This window comes from Streptomyces sp. NPDC005408 (assembly GCF_040606445.1).
Taxonomy (GTDB): Bacteria; Actinomycetota; Actinomycetes; order Streptomycetales; family Streptomycetaceae; genus Streptomyces.
Genome location: NZ_JBEXEX010000056.1, coordinates 1 through 14,271 on the forward strand (window position 1 = coordinate 1; position 14,271 = coordinate 14,271).

Below are 14,271 nucleotides of genomic sequence, written 5' to 3' on the forward strand. Positions count from 1 at the left end.
CGTTACGAGAAGCGCGCCTACATCTACGGTGGCACTGTCACCCTCGCAGCCCTCATGATCTGGCTCCGAACATGATCCGAGAAACAGCGCCTAGGACTGGTCCGGATGATCATGTGCTGAGCCAGATGGCCGGGGCTGCTGCGGTGGCTGTGCCGAGGAAGACGTAGCCGCGTTTGTCTCAGCGAGTGGCCACGGCCCGGGACTGCTCCTGTTGATCGCCCGCTCGTGTGTGTATGCACGCCGTTCACGTGCCTCGTGTCCGCCTCTTCGCGGGGGAGACCAATCTCCGATGGGTGCGGCTCCCTGGATCACTCTGGGGTGTTCGTGCCGAGGTACGCGTCGAGGACCTTCGGGTCGGCGCGTACCTCGGCTGCGCTGCCCTCGGCGAGGACCCGGCCCAGGTCGAGGACCACGACCCGGGCGCAGAGCTCCATCACGAACGCCACATTGTGCTCGACGAGCAGCACCGCGCAGCCTTCCTCGTCCGCGAGATGCCGTACGACGGCGGCGAGTTGGGCCCGTTCCTCGGCGGTCATGCCCGAGGCCGGTTCGTCGAGCAGCAGCACGCGGGGTAGGTCGGCGAGCGCGCGGGCCAGCTCCACCATGCGGGCCTGTCCTACGGGCAGGACTCCGGCGTACGAGCCGGCCAGCGCGTCAAGTCCGCAGGCACCGAGCACGGTTGCCGCGCGCTCGCGTCGTGCCGTCTCTCTCGTACGCCGCGTGGGCGACGCGACCAGATCGGCGGCGAGCCCGCCACCGCCGCCGCGCCACTCCTGGGCGACCAGCAGGTTGTCGGCGACGGTGAGCTGCCCGAACAGCTGCTGGCGCTGGAAGGTGCGGCGCATGCCGTGCCGGGCGCGCCAGACGGGGGAGCGGCGCGTGATGTCCACGCCGTCGAGCCGGACGCGTCCCTCGTCCGGCCTGCGGATGCCGGACATGACGTCGAACAGGGTTGTCTTGCCCGCGCCGTTGGGGCCGATGAGCCCGCAGACTTCGCCGGGGCGAACGCCGAGATCCACGCCGTCCAGGGCGCGGATGCCGCCGAAGTGGACACCGATGCCGGATGCGTGCAGGACGTACTCGCTCATGGCCGCGCGCCTTCCGTGACCCCGAGGTACGCCTCGGTGAGCCGGTCCGTCTCCACCTCGTCGCGCGGGCCGCACCAGGAGATCCGGCCCTGCGCGAGATACGCCACGGTGTCTGCGACACCGAGGACCTCGGCGGCCTTCTCCTCCACGAGCAGCAGCGCGGTACCGGCCGCGCGGAGCTCGGTGAGCAGCCGGAACACCTCCTCCACGACGCGCGGCGCCAGACCGAGGGAGGGCTCGTCGGCGATCAGCACCTTGGGCGGGCGCTGGAGCAGCGGGGCGAGGGCGAGCATCTGCTGCTCTCCACCGGAGAGCGAACCGGCGGGCACGGTACGGCGCTTGGCGAGGCTGCTGAACTGTGCGTACACGGCGTCGCGTGCGGCTGGGTCCTTGAGGGTGATCGCGAGGTTCTCCTCGATGGTGAGGGACGGGAAGATGCCGCGCCCCTCGGGCGCGAGCAACACCCCGCTACGAGCCCGCCGCACGGGCCCGTCGCGGGTGGCGTCCCGCCCGTCTGTGCGGACGACCCCGCGGGTGGGCGTCAGCAGCCCGGCGGCGACGCGGCAGAGAGTGGACTTGCCGGCGCCGTTGGGCCCGAGGAGGGCGAGGATCTGGCCGGGACGGAGGGCGAGGTCGATGTCGTGAAGGACAGGGGCGCTGCCGTACGCCGCGTGCACGCGGCTGAGCTGGAGGGCGGGGGGTGTTTCCCCCACCCCGCCCCTCCCCGCCGTATCGATGTGCGGCTCAGCCGCAGTGGCCGTTGCATCCGTGCCCAGTTCGCGGGGTGGGGGAACAACCCCCGGGCGAACCGCCCGCACTCGCCGCCAGACCCCCGCGCAGTACCCGTCAGGATCGTCCGCCAGCGCAAGCCCCGCCAGCCCGAACAGCACCACCGGTATCTGCGCCGACTCCGTCACGTACTCCGACAGCACATGCGGCACCAGCGCGAAGACCAGGCCCGCCACCACCGCGAACTGGGGGCGGCGTACGCCCGCCGCGGCCACCACCGCGAGCCAGATCAGGCCTGTCATCGCGGTGAAGTCCGTCGCCGTGATGCGCGTGTTGTACGACGCGTACATCACGCCGCCGAACCCCGCCAGCCCTGCCGACAGCGTGAACAGCACCAGCTTCGTCCGCACCACAGACACCCCGCTCGCGAGCGCCGCCGCCGGCCCCGAGCGGACCGCGAGCATCGCCCGGCCCGACGGGGAGTTGCGAAGGGCGCTCAGCGCAGCGACGACCGCCGCAACCAGGAGCACCAGCGCCACCCCCATCGCCCGGTCGTCCGTCAGATCGACCGGCCCGAACACCGGGCGCGGCATCTCCCACCCCGTGTCGCCGTTCCTCAACCAGCCGATCTGGAACAGGACTTGGTCAGCGAGGAAGGCCAGCGCCAGCGTGGCGAGGGCCAGCGTCCGCCCGCCGAGCCGCAGCGCGGGCAGCGCCACCAGCGCGCCCAGGAGCGCGGCCGCGCACGTACCCACCAGCGCCGCCGCGGCGAAGGGCCAGCCGTGGCTCATCAGCAGCCCGGCCACCAGCGCCGAGCCCGTCACGAACGTCGCCTGCGCCAGCGAGACCATCGCCCCGAGCCCGGTCACCACCGTGAACGAGACGAAGACCAGCGAGATCGCGAGCCCCTGCGCCAGGATCCCGCTCCAGAAGGGCGTCGTGACCGTGTAGAAGGCCACGGCCAGCAGCACCGCACCCACCGTCCACGGCCCCCACCGCCGTCCCCACGACCGGCCCGCCAGGTCGTCGACCGGCGGCGAGTCCACCGCCGCCGTGCCCGCCGTTCGCTGTCGCCGGGTCATGACCAGCAGCCCGGTGAACAGGATCAGAAAGGGCACCGCGGTACGGAAGCCCGTGATGCGGTCCGCGAACGAGGCGTAACCCGCGACCAGATTCTGCAGTACGCCGAGCGCAAGCCCACCGGCGAACGCGAGCGGCACCGAGGCGAACCGGCCGAGCACCGCCGCCGTCGCCGAGACGAAGAGGAACAGCGTGTAGTCGTGGGCCGAAAGGCCGAGCAGCGGTGTGGCCAGCACGCCTGCGAGCCCGGCAAGACCGGACGACAGCATCCAGGCGATCGACGAGAGGCGGTCCGCGCTGATGCCGCGCAGCTGGGTCAGTGTGCGGTTGTCGACGGCTGCCCGCAGCCGCAGCCCCAGCCGGGTGTGCCGCATCAGCACCCACAGCGCCACCGCCACCACCGCCGTCGCCACCCAGGTGATCAGCTGGTCGGAGTCGACGCCGACGCCGTCGAAGAGCTGCCGGGACGTGGCGGGGCTCGGCCCGACCCCCGGCAGCCCGAATTGGTTCTCCGCGGGCAGCACCGAAGCGCCCGCGTCCTGAAGCAGTTCGACCACCCACAGCCCCAGCGCGGGCAGCGCGACCAGCAGCCCGATCGTAGCCACGATCTGCGCGGTCTCGCCGGCCCGCGCCAGCTTGCGGAACATCAGCCGGTCGAGCGCCCAGCCGATGCCCGGCGCCACAACGAGGACGAGGAGGAGAGCCGTCGGCACGGCGGGCCAGCCGAAGCCCGAGTGGAGCTCGTAGAAGCACAGGGCGCACAAATACGCGGTCGCGCCGTGCGCGAAGTTGAAGAGCCCGGAGGCCGAGTACGAGAGCACGAGTCCCGTCGCCAGCAGCGCGTACAGCGCACCCGAGACCAGCCCGCTCAGCACAAAGCCCAGCAGATCCGCCATGGCGGGCGTCCCCTACTTGAAGGAGATGGGCTCGTAGCACGTAAACGGCGACGAGACCTCGTACGCCCCGTTCTTGAGCTGCACGAGCGCGCCGCAGCCGAAGGCTTCCTTGTGCCCCGTGGCCACATTCCGGTCGCCGACCATCGTGCCGGTGTCGGAGTACCCGGCGGCGGCCTTCTGGAAGCTCTCGACGGTCAGGTCCTTTCCGGCCTTCCGGGCTACGGAGAGGAAGAGATCGGCGGACATGTAGCCGGTCATCATGTGAATATTGAGCGGCACATCATTGCCCGCCGCCTTCCTGATGTCCTCCTTGAACTGCTTCATCGCGTCGCTCTGCGACTCGAACGGCTCGAAGGACAGCAGCACATGAACCCCGTCGAGCGCCTGCCTCGTCGCGCTCTTGGCGAGCAGCCCCGGGTCGTAGTCCGTCGGGTCGGTGAGCACGCCCTTGAAGCCGCTGCGCTTGACGGCCGTGAACAGGCCGATGTTGTACGGGGTCTGCATCACGGAGACGACCACGTCGGGTGCCTTGCCGTCGTCGCTGCGCAGGATCTCTTTCGTGTACGCGGACCAGTCGCTCGGAAGCGAGGTCGCGGGCACGATCGCCTTGGCGTAGCCGACGTGGAACCCGGCCGCCGCGAAGCCCTGCTTGTAGGTACGGATGGCGAAGGTGCCCGCGTCGTTGTCGTTGGCGAGGATCGCGACCGACTTGCCCTTCGCGCCGCCGAGCACATGCGCAAGGCCCTCCGGCCAGGTCTGGGTGATGGTGCCGCCGGGCATCGGCACCATGCAGCCGCCGAAGCCGTAGATGTGCTGGGGCCCACAGAACTGCGGCACCGTGCCCCAGCCGAAGGTCGGCACCTTCTGCTTCTCCAGGAAGTCGGCGCCCGAGAAGGTCACCGAGCTCATCGGGGAGACGGCGAAGACCTTCTCCTGCTGCACCAGCTTGCGGGCGGCCGCGAGGTTCTTGGCCGGATCCTGACCGTCGTCCTCGGCACCGATGTACTCGATCTTCCGGCCGTTGACGCCTCCTTCGGCGTTGGCCCGCTGGTAGCGGGCGCGGGCGCCGAGGTCGGTGTCCTTCTTGGAGTAGCCGCTGGCGGTGGTCATGGAGACGATGCCGCCGACCTTGATGGAGTCCTCGCTCACTCCGCGTACGGAGGTGCCGTCCTTGCCGGTGGACTCGCCCGAAGTGGAGGCGGAGTTGCAGGCGGTGGCGAGCAGCAGCGCCGCGGCGGCTGCGGCGATGGTGCGGATCGGTCGCAACACAGTGGGTCCCTCCGTCGGGTGACCGAAATTCTGTGCTGGACCTGATGGGCCGTCAATAACTGATGCAGCGTTAATTGATGAACCGTCAGAAAGTGACGAACCGCGACCTCCGCGCAGGCCGAGGTGCCGCGTCAGTGGTAGAGCGCGTCCACCTCGACCGCGTAGGCCGCCTCGATCGCCTTCCGCTTGAGCTTCAGCGAGGGGGTGAGCAGTCCGTGCTCCTCGCTGAAGGGATGCGCCAGGATCCGGAACGTACGGATCGATTCGGCCTTGGACACCAGGGTGTTGGCGGCCACCACGGCCCGGCGGATCTCCATCTCCAGATCCGGGTCGCGCACCAGCTCGGCCGGTGGCAGCGGCGGCTTGTCCTGCATGGCGAGCCAGTGGTCGACGGCCTCCTGGTCCACGGTGACCAGGGCAGCGATGTAGGGACGGTCGTTGCCGACGACGATGCACTGTGCGACCAGCGGATGGTTGCGCACCCGCTCCTCTAGGCCCACGGGCGAGACGCTCTTGCCGCCCGAGGTCACCAGGATCTCCTTCTTGCGCCCGGTGATGGTCAGATAGCCGTCCTCGTCGAGCGCCCCGAGGTCACCGGTGGCCAGCCAGCCGTCGTGCAGCACGGCGTCGGTGGACTTCGGGTCGCCGAGATATCCGCCGAAGATATTGGCCCCGTGCAGCCACACCTCGCCGTCTTCCGCGATGTGCACCGTGGTGCCGGGGATAGGCTGGCCGACCGTGCCGTATCGCGTGCGCTCGGGTGGGTTCGCGGTCGCCGCCGCCGTCGACTCGGTGAGTCCGTATCCCTCGAAGATGGTGACGCCGGCACCCTCGAAGAAGAGCCCGAGCCGCCGGTTCATACCGGAGCCGCCGGACATCGCGTGCCGCACGCGGCCGCCCATCGCGTCGCGGACCTTGCCGTACACGACCTTCTCGAAGAACTGGTGCTGCATGCGCAGCCCCGCCGAGGGTCCGGGGCCCAGCCCGAACGCCCGGTGCTCCATGGCCTCCGCGTACCTCACCGCGACCTCGGCGGCCTTGTCGAACGCGCCCGACTTCCCCGCGGCCTCCGCCTTGCGGCGGGCGGCGTTGAAGACCTTCTCGAAGATGTACGGAACGGCCAGGATGAACGTCGGCCGGAACGCCGCCAGATCGGGCAGCAGGGCGCTCGCCTGGAGCACCGGCTGATGACCGAGCTTGACCCGGCCGCGGATCGCCGCGATCTCGACCATCCGGCCGAAGACGTGCGACAGGGGCAGAAAAAGCAGTGTGGCGGCCTCGTCACCGGGCTTGGAGTGGAAGACGGGCTCCCACCGGCCGATCATGGTGTCGGCCTCGAACATGAAATTGGCGTGCGTGATCACACAGCCCTTGGGGCGGCCGGTGGTGCCCGAGGTGTAGATGATGGTGGCGATCGAGTCGGGGGTCACCGCCCGCCGGTGGCGGTGCACCACCTCGTCCTCGATGTGCGCGCCCGCCTCGACCAGTTCGGCGACGGCACCGGTGTCCAGCTGCCAGAGCCGTTTGAGCTGCGGCAGCCGGTCTATCACCGAGCCGATGGTCATGGCGTGGTCCTCGTGCTCGACCATGCATGCCGTGACCTCGGAGTCGTGCAGCATCCAGAAGACCTGCTCGGCCGACGACGTGGGATAGATGGGCACCGACTGGGCGCCCACCGTCCAGAGCGCGAAGTCGAAGAGTGTCCACTCGTAGCGCGTGGGACACATCAGCGCCACCCGGTCCCCGAAGCGCACACCGTGCGCGAGCAGCCCCTTTGCCAGGGCCAGCACCTCGTCGCGGAACTGCGCGGAGCTCATGTCCTGCCAGGTGCCCGCCGCGTCCTTGCGGCCGAGGGCGATCCGGTCCGGATCGCTTTCGGCATGGTCGAAGACCGCGTCCGCAAGTCCACCGACCTGAGGCGCCGCGGCCATGGGTGGGACAGTGAACTCGCGCAATGGCCTGCTCCTTGTGGCGCTCCCCGCACAGCGCCGTGACGCTACCCCACGACGCCGTCGGGCGGGAGAGGCTTCACGAACTGTGGACGAATGGCATCACCACAGGTCAGGCGCAGATATCCGGCAACATGGTGCAGGCTTGGGCGCCGTTCTGACCCCTGAGTAAGTTAGTCGGGCCCGAATCTCCACCGAATCTGTACGGAGCGATCACCGCCGCTCTACGGGTACGGGGCTTTGGTCCGTACCTGCACGGCGGGCGCCGTCGAGTTCCGCACCCACACCAGCACCGCCAGCCCGGCCGTCAGGGCGGCCCGCCCCGAAATCCGCGTCCGGCACCGCCTCCAGCGGCACCCTGAGGCGCCCGAGTGCCGCTCGGTGGCTGGTCTGCCGTGAACGTGATGATCACTCTGGAGTCGCGGTTGTTCAAGACAGCCCGAGCGCCGGGCTGAACGGCGACTTCATCATCGGACAGGACTTCGCCGTCGTCGCGGTGGGCGGCGACGAGGTCCGCGGGCTCGGCAAGTCCCAGCTGCTCATGCTCAATTGCAACCCGAGCTTCGCCGCCCCCAGCGGCTACAAGAAGGAGAAGGCGCTCGTCGAGGGCTGCGTGCTCACGGACCACCTCGGCGACTGACCGGGCGGCGCGGCCCCGCCGGACGGTGCAGCCGGTCCCCGCCCGCGAGGATCGACGCCGCCAGCGCGTCCGCCGCCTCCTGCGCCTCGCGGCCCGCACCCGCGCGCCGGCCGTGCAGCAGGACGAAGTCCACATCGCCGAGCTCGGGCAGACCCGCACGGGCCGGGACCGGGACCAGGCCCGGCGGAATCAGCCCCCGGGTGTGGGCCATCACGCCGAGCCCGGCCCTGGCAGCCGCGATCAGACCGCTCAGGCTCGTACTCGTACACGCGATGCGCCAGGCGCGGCCGTCGGCCTCCAGCACCTCCAGGGCGCGGGCGCGCGTGATCCCCGGCGGCGGAAAGACGATCAACGGGACCGGACGGTCCGGGTCCAGTCGCAGCTCGGGCGCGCCGATCCAGGTCAGGGCGTCCTGCCAGACCAGCTCGCCATGGGTGTCACCGGCGCGCCGCTTGGCCAGCACCAGATCGAGACGGCCCGCCTCCAGACGCTCGTGCAGGGTGCCCGACAGCTCGACCGTGAGCTCCAGATCGACCTCCGGGTGATCACGCCGGAACGCCTGAAGGATCTCCGGGAGCCTCGTCAGTACGAAGTCCTCGGAGACCCCGAAACGCAGCCGCCCGCGCAGCCGCGTGCCCCCGAAGAACGCGGACGCCCGCTCGTGCGCCTGCAGGATGGAGCGGGCAAAACCGAGCATCGCCTCGCCGTCCTCCGTCAGCGCCACGCTGTGCGTGTCCCGCGTGAACAACTGGCGCCCGGTCGCGTGCTCCAGCCGCCGCACATGCTGGCTCACCGTCGACTGACGCAGACCGAGCCGACGGGCGGCCTGGGTGAAGCTCAGGGTCTGGGCGACCGCGAGAAAGGTACGGAGCTGGGCCGGGTCGTACATCCTTCGAGGTTAACGCGTCATCGCGAAACGTGATGACAGTCAGAGTGGTGTACGGGATTCCCGATCGCGCCGATCCGGAGGAGCATGGAGAGGGCACGATCGGAACCGAGAGCAAGTGGAGCACATGAGCCGCCGCACGATGCAGTTGCCGTCCTGGCTGCCGATCGATCCGTACATCATGGCTCTGCTCGGGACGGTCGTCCTCGCGGCACTCCTCCCGGCATCGGGCGCAGCGGGGGACGTGGCGGACGGGGCATCGACCGGGGCAGTGGCCCTGCTCTTCTTCCTGTACGGCGCCCGCCTCTCGACGCGAGAGGCCCTCGACGGGCTCAAGCACTGGCGGCTCCATCTGACCGTGCTGGGCGCGACCTTCCTGATCTTCCCGCTCCTCGGCCTCGCGGCTCGAAGCCTCCAACCGCTGTTGCTCACCCCGCAGCTCTACAGCGGCCTGCTCTTCCTGTGCCTCGTCCCGTCGACGATCCAGTCCTCGATCGCCTTCACCTCGATAGCCCGCGGCAACGTCCCCGCGGCGATCTGCGCGGGTTCCTTCTCCAGCCTCGCGGGCATCGTCCTGACCCCGCTGCTCGCGGCCGTCCTGCTCGGCGGCACCGGCGGCGGCTTCTCCGCGGACTCGCTGCTGAAGATCGTCCTGCAATTGCTGGTGCCGTTCCTGGCAGGGCAGTTGCTGAGGCGGTGGGTCGGCGGCTTCCTGATCCGCCACAAGAAGGCGCTCGGCTATGTCGACCGGGGCTCGATCCTGCTCGTCGTCTACGCAGCCTTCAGCGAAGGCATGGTCGCGGGTGTCTGGCACCAGGTGACGCCCCTGCGCCTGGGCGCGCTCCTCCTGGTCGAGGCGCTGCTGCTCGCCGCGATGCTTGCCCTGACCTGGTACGGCTCGAAACGGCTCGGCTTCGGCCGGGAGGACCGGATCGCGATCCAGTTCGCGGGCTCGAAGAAGAGCCTGGCGGCGGGGCTGCCGATGGCGAGCGTGCTGTTCGGGGCACAGGCGAGTGTGGCGGTGCTGCCGTTGATGCTTTTTCACCAGATGCAGCTGATGGTGTGCGCGGTACTGGCAAAGAGGCGGGCGCGGGACGCGGTGGTGCCCGCGGTGCCTCTGCCCCACCCCGCCCCTTCCCGAACCGGGGCTGCGCCCCGGACCCCTTGAGCGGCGCGGGTGCGCGGTGAGGGGGGTGTTTCCCCCACCCCGCCCCTTCCCGAAACTGGGGGCGAGCCCCCGGGCCCCCATGGCGCCAGCTTCGCGGCGCGAGCCCCAGCCCCGCGAGGGGAGGGAACGTGGCGGCTGACGCTCCACACCCTCAGGGCGCCAGCTTCGCGGCGCGAGCCCGCCCGCGTACCGCGTCGGCTTGGCGGCGCCAGACCAGCGCTTCCCCCGAGGGACCCTGCACGCGCGGCGCGGGGCGACCGATGGCCGTCACCGGTAAGGGGGCCGCGTAGCGGGTGGAGTCGGGACGTAAAGCGTGATTTGCGGCGCGGGGACGCCCGTACCCCACGAACGACCAGAGACGCGCCGTAAATCATGCGGTCCCGGCGCAACCCCGGAGCGGCCCCCAAACGGCGCGCCCGGCGGCACCGGGCAACCCCGCGGCCCGCACCGCCAAACGGCCACCCCGCGGCACCCCGAACCCGGACGCGCCCTGCGACTGACAAGATCGCCGGGTGACGACGTACGCGATACGCCCCTACGGCGCCCGCCCCTGCACCCTGGTCGTATGCCGCGGGTGCTGCTGCGGTGACGCCCGCAAGAACCCCGGCACCGACCACGATGGCCAGCTCGCCAGGCTGCGTGAGGCGGCCGCGGACTCCGGCGGGCGGCTCGCGGTGCGTACGAGCGACTGCCTCGGCCCCTGCGGCCAGGCGAATGTGATCGTGGTCCAGCCCTCCACGGAGGGCCGCCGCCGAGGAGCCCGCGCGGCCTGGATCGGCTGGGCGCTCGACGACGACGCGACCGACGACATCCTGGCCTGGGTGCGGGCGGGCGGCCCCGGCCTCGCGGAACTCCCGGCCACGCTCGAACTCCAGACGATCCCGGCCCCGGCGGAATCCCGCCGCCGCGCCCGCACCTCGCGCCGCGCCTGAAAGATGTCACCACCAGCCGCGGGCCCGTCTGAGTTGCAGCATGGAGTCAGGCCCCCGGCCGCTCGAGGCCGCGTGGCGGGGTTCGCTGCGGCGGACCGGCCGGACCGGCAGAGGCGGAAGAGGTGCATGTCCATGGGTTCGAAGTCGCACAGCCACGATGAGCCGACCGAGGCTGTCCATGACGTCGACCGGGCCGTGCAGCACGCCCTGGACCGGCTGACGCTGCTGACCAATGCCTCTGAGGCGCTGGCCAGCACCCTCGACATCGACGAGGGTCTGCGACGCCTGTGCCGCACGCTGGTGCCGGGTCTCGCGGACTGGTGCGCGGTGGATCTGCTCGACGACCGTGGCCGTCTGCGCCGCCAGGTGGTCGAGCACCGTGAGCCGGATCTGCTGTCACCCGGCCTGTACGAGGGTGAGCTGCCACCCGTGTCCGAGAAGTCGGACTCCTCAGTGGCCCGCGCGTTGCGGGGGGCTGGACCACTACTGGTCACGACGTTCACCGCGCCCGCCAACACGGTCGATCCACTGCATGCCAGAGAGCTGGAACTGTTCGACCATCTGGGAGCCGACACGGTGGTGATCGCGCCGCTGCGGGCCCGCCGCCAGGTGCTGGGCGCCCTCACCCTGGCACGCACAGAGGCCACCGGTGCGCTGGGAGAGGACACTCTTCCGCTGGCGGAGGACCTGGCCCACCGCGTCGCGCTCGCCGTCGAGAACGCACGTCTGCAGGCCGAGGTCCAGCACACAGGGGAGCGCATCCAACGCTCCCTGCTGCCCGATCTGCCCACCGACCGCCACGTCGAGTTGGCCGCCCGCTACCAGCCCGCGATGGCCACCTCCCAGGTCGGCGGTGACTGGTACGACTCGTTCGTGCTGCCCGGCGGTGCCATGACACTGATCATCGGCGACGTCGCCGGCCACGACCTGCAAGCCACCGTGACCATGAGCCACATGCGCAACATGCTGCGCGGCATCGCCAGCGACCGCAAAGAGCCACCGGGCAAGATCCTGGGCCGGCTCGACACGGCCATCGGTATTCTCTACCCGCACCTGACGCTGACCTGCATCTACGCACTGGTGGAGAAGCCCGACGAGTATCAGCGGTGGAGGGTGCAGTACGCCGCCGCCGGCCATCCCGCTCCGCTGTTGATCACTGCGGAAGGTGACACGCGATTCCTGACCGAGGGCCGCAGCATGCTGCTTGGAGTAGAGCCCAGCCAACTACGCCCTGACGCCACCGAGATCCTGCCGTCGAACTCCACCCTCCTGTTCTATACCGACGGCCTCATCGAACGACGAACAGAAGACCTCGACCGCGGTGCCGCCCGGCTCCGCCAGCACGCGGCCGCCCTCGCCCAGGAACCTCTGGAGTCGTTCTGCGACGAGCTGCTCACCGGCCTCGCACAGGCCAGCAGCGACGATGTGGCACTCATCGCCGTCCGCATCCCTCCACGTCACGAAAGCCCCGAGTCGGCCACCGCCACCGCCGACTGAGGCCACCAAGTCGCGCCCACCGCCTCCGGATTGTGTTGAAACGGCTCAGGGCCACGATGTTGTACGGCACCGAGGCCCACGGGGCCGCCGGGCCCGACCGGCCGAATCCAGCCACCCGCATTCACGAACTCTTCGCTCAGCTGTCGCCGTTAAAGCGCCGCTGCCGGCCACGGCTCCTCGCTACCGTGCACTCGATCACCCCGACGATCGTCCCGCGGAGAGTCCATGTGCAGTCCGCTCCACCAGCCCGACGGCCTGCTCCCGGCCGCAGCCAGCCGTCGTACGTTCCTACGAGCCACCGGACTGACAGGTGCCGCTACCGCCGCAGCCGCCGTCGCGGGGGGAGTCGCCGCCGCGCCCGCCGCGGCGCTGCCGCAGCAGAAGAGCGCTGACAACGTTGCCAGTTGGCGGCCCGACCCGGACAGTCAGAGATTCACCTTCGTCGTCATGCCGGACACCCAGTACCTCTTCGACGGCGCCAGCATCCACGCCGAACCCGTCAAGGCATCCCTGCGCTACATCCTCGACCACGGGCGCGAGGAGAACATCGTCTTCCTCTCCCACCTGGGCGATCTCACCGAAAACGGGCAGCCGGGCGAATTCGGGCCGCTGAGCGAGGCCTTCGAGCTCCTGGACCGGCGCCGCGTCGGCTACAGCGTCGTCGCCGGCAACCACGACATCAAGTCATCGACCGACGACCAGCGCGGCCGCACCCCCTACCTGGACGCCTTCGGCCCGCAGCGCCTGCGCCGGCTTCCGACCTTCGGCGGCGCCACGCCCGACGGCTACAACACGTACCACCTCTTCCGCGCCGCCGGCCGCGAGTGGCTGGTCCTCGCCCTCGACTGGCGGCCCTCCGAGGCATCGCTCGCCTGGGCCAGGGGCGTCATCGCCAAGCACCCGAAGACGCCCGTCATCCTCACCACGCACGAGCTCGTGTACGCCGACCAGTACGGCGACGAGGCCGAGTTCTCCCCGCACGGCAAGCACCTGTGGGACGAGCTGATCGCCGACAACGACCAGATCTTCCTCACCCTCAACGGCCACTACTGGCCCGCCGCCCGCACCACCCGCCAGAACGCCGCGGGCCACGATGTGCATCTGCACATCACCAACTACCAGAACCGGTACTACGGCGGCAGCGCGATGATCCGCCTCTACCGCTTCGACCTCGCCAGGAACACCATCGACGTCGAGACGATCTCCCCGTGGATCCTCGGCCGCGCGGGCGAGGACCTCAACGAGCTGGAGCGCCGCGAGATAGAACTGACCGGCCCCCAGGACAGCTTCCCCGTCCCCGTCGACTTCGAGAAGCGGTTCGCGGGCTTCGCGCCCATACCGGCGCGCGGCACCCGCCCCGCCGCGAAGATGCTGGTGCCCGGCACCGTCGCGTACTGGCGTTTCGACGGCCCGCACCCCGAAGGCTCCCCGGCCGAGCCCGCCCTGCGCGTCCCCGACCTGTCGGGTCACGGCAACGACCTCACCCGCGAGCCCGTCCCCGGCTCCCCGGCCGACGCCCTGCGCTGGTCCGCCGGCCACCACCCCGACCAGCCGGGACACGGCAGCCTCTACTTCGACGGCGGCAAGCCCCCGCTGCACGGCGCCTATCTGCGTACCGCCAAGGACGCCCCGCTCAACACCAAGACCTTCCGCTCCGGCTACACCATCGAGGCCTTCCTCAAGCTCCCCGCCGACTGGGACGCCGGACACCACGCCTGGGGATCGGTCCTCAGCCGCCGCGGCATGCTCGGCGCCGCGGGAAAGACCGGAGGCGACCCGGAAGAGCCCGTTGCCACCCTCTCCCTCTCCGACGGACCCGGCCTCCAGTGGGCTGCCGCGCCGCTGAACCAGCCCGGCCTGGTCACCAACTGGAGCCATGAGCTGGAGCGCGACAGGTGGTGGCATGTCGCCGTCGTCAACGACGGACGGCACACCGCGATGTACGTCGACGGCTGCCGGGTCGCCCGCAACCCCGCAACGAACACCGCCGGACTCGCCACCCTCGGCCTGCCCTGGCTGCTCGGCGCCTACGAGTACGGCGGCACCCTCGACCAGCTGATGCACGGCTGGCTCGGCGACATCAGGATCGCCGAACGGGCCCTGCCCGTACGCGACTTCATGAACGCCTGATCCGGCG

The 14,271-nt window shown here is 70.4% G+C and carries 10 protein-coding genes; 5 read left to right on the forward strand and 5 right to left on the reverse strand.

The window, feature by feature from the left end; genetic code table 11:
• Positions 1 to 308: 308 nt before the first annotated feature.
• The 4 genes from ABZS64_RS32995 to ABZS64_RS33010 all read right to left on the reverse strand — a co-directional run bounded on the left by ABZS64_RS32995 (position 309) and on the right by ABZS64_RS33010 (position 6,993).
• Positions 309 to 1,088 carry an ABC transporter ATP-binding protein gene (locus tag ABZS64_RS32995; protein WP_355837659.1) on the reverse strand — a complete coding sequence of 260 codons (780 nt, stop codon included), beginning with the start codon at positions 1,086 to 1,088 and terminating at the stop codon, positions 309 to 311.
• Positions 1,085 to 3,793 (reverse strand): ATP-binding cassette domain-containing protein, encoded by a 2,709-nt coding sequence (locus ABZS64_RS33000; protein ID WP_355837661.1) that lies wholly within the window; start codon positions 3,791 to 3,793, stop codon positions 1,085 to 1,087. The genes ABZS64_RS32995 and ABZS64_RS33000 overlap by 4 nt, the downstream gene beginning before the upstream one ends.
• 12 nt (positions 3,794 to 3,805) lie before the next feature.
• Complete coding sequence (locus ABZS64_RS33005; RefSeq protein ID WP_355837663.1) at positions 3,806 to 5,062, reverse strand: ABC transporter substrate-binding protein; 1,257 nt, start codon at positions 5,060 to 5,062, stop codon at positions 3,806 to 3,808.
• Between the two features lie 131 nt (positions 5,063 to 5,193).
• Complete coding sequence (locus ABZS64_RS33010; RefSeq protein ID WP_355837665.1) at positions 5,194 to 6,993, reverse strand: long-chain fatty acid--CoA ligase; 1,800 nt, start codon at positions 6,991 to 6,993, stop codon at positions 5,194 to 5,196.
• A 514-nt stretch (positions 6,994 to 7,507) separates the two neighbouring features.
• Between ABZS64_RS33010 and ABZS64_RS33015 the strand changes: the two genes are divergently transcribed.
• Positions 7,508 to 7,651: a hypothetical protein gene (locus tag ABZS64_RS33015; protein ID WP_355837667.1), complete on the forward strand. Its 144-nt coding sequence runs from the start codon at positions 7,508 to 7,510 to the stop codon at positions 7,649 to 7,651.
• On the opposite strand, the gene ABZS64_RS33020 is transcribed toward ABZS64_RS33015, so the two are convergent.
• Complete coding sequence (locus ABZS64_RS33020) at positions 7,629 to 8,540, reverse strand: LysR substrate-binding domain-containing protein (RefSeq protein WP_355837669.1); 912 nt, start codon at positions 8,538 to 8,540, stop codon at positions 7,629 to 7,631. The two genes, ABZS64_RS33015 and ABZS64_RS33020, sit on opposite strands and share 23 nt — an antisense overlap.
• A gap of 124 nt (positions 8,541 to 8,664) precedes the next feature.
• On the opposite strand from ABZS64_RS33020, the gene ABZS64_RS33025 reads away from it, so the two are divergent.
• From ABZS64_RS33025 to ABZS64_RS33040, 4 genes are all read left to right on the forward strand, one after another.
• A complete protein-coding gene (locus ABZS64_RS33025) occupies positions 8,665 to 9,705 on the forward strand; it encodes a bile acid:sodium symporter family protein (RefSeq protein WP_355837671.1) in 1,041 nt (346 codons plus the stop codon).
• Positions 9,706 to 10,217: 512 nt separating this feature from the next.
• On the forward strand, positions 10,218 to 10,637 hold the full coding sequence (locus ABZS64_RS33030; RefSeq protein ID WP_355837673.1) for a (2Fe-2S) ferredoxin domain-containing protein: 420 nt from the start codon (positions 10,218 to 10,220) through the stop codon (positions 10,635 to 10,637).
• Positions 10,638 to 10,769: 132 nt separating this feature from the next.
• A complete protein-coding gene (locus tag ABZS64_RS33035; RefSeq protein ID WP_355837675.1) occupies positions 10,770 to 12,134 on the forward strand; it encodes a GAF domain-containing SpoIIE family protein phosphatase in 1,365 nt (454 codons plus the stop codon).
• Positions 12,135 to 12,359: 225 nt separating this feature from the next.
• Positions 12,360 to 14,264 (forward strand): LamG-like jellyroll fold domain-containing protein, encoded by a 1,905-nt coding sequence (locus tag ABZS64_RS33040; RefSeq protein WP_355837677.1) that lies wholly within the window; start codon positions 12,360 to 12,362, stop codon positions 14,262 to 14,264.
• The last annotated feature ends 7 nt before the right edge of the window (positions 14,265 to 14,271 follow it).

What these genes read in the sequence shown, in the direction of transcription:
- ABZS64_RS32995 (WP_355837659.1), bottom strand. Translation starts at nt 1,088, where the DNA reads ATGAGCGAGTACGTCCTGCACGCATCCGGCATCGGTGTCCACTTCGGC.
- ABZS64_RS33000 (WP_355837661.1), bottom strand. Translation starts at nt 3,793, where the DNA reads ATGGCGGATCTGCTGGGCTTTGTGCTGAGCGGGCTGGTCTCGGGTGCG.
- ABZS64_RS33010 (WP_355837665.1), bottom strand. Translation starts at nt 6,993, where the DNA reads ATGGCCGCGGCGCCTCAGGTCGGTGGACTTGCGGACGCGGTCTTCGAC.
- ABZS64_RS33040 (WP_355837677.1), top strand. Translation starts at nt 12,360, where the DNA reads ATGTGCAGTCCGCTCCACCAGCCCGACGGCCTGCTCCCGGCCGCAGCC.
- ABZS64_RS33035 (WP_355837675.1), top strand. Translation starts at nt 10,770, where the DNA reads ATGGGTTCGAAGTCGCACAGCCACGATGAGCCGACCGAGGCTGTCCAT.
- ABZS64_RS33020 (WP_355837669.1), bottom strand. Translation starts at nt 8,540, where the DNA reads ATGTACGACCCGGCCCAGCTCCGTACCTTTCTCGCGGTCGCCCAGACC.
- ABZS64_RS33025 (WP_355837671.1), top strand. Translation starts at nt 8,665, where the DNA reads ATGAGCCGCCGCACGATGCAGTTGCCGTCCTGGCTGCCGATCGATCCG.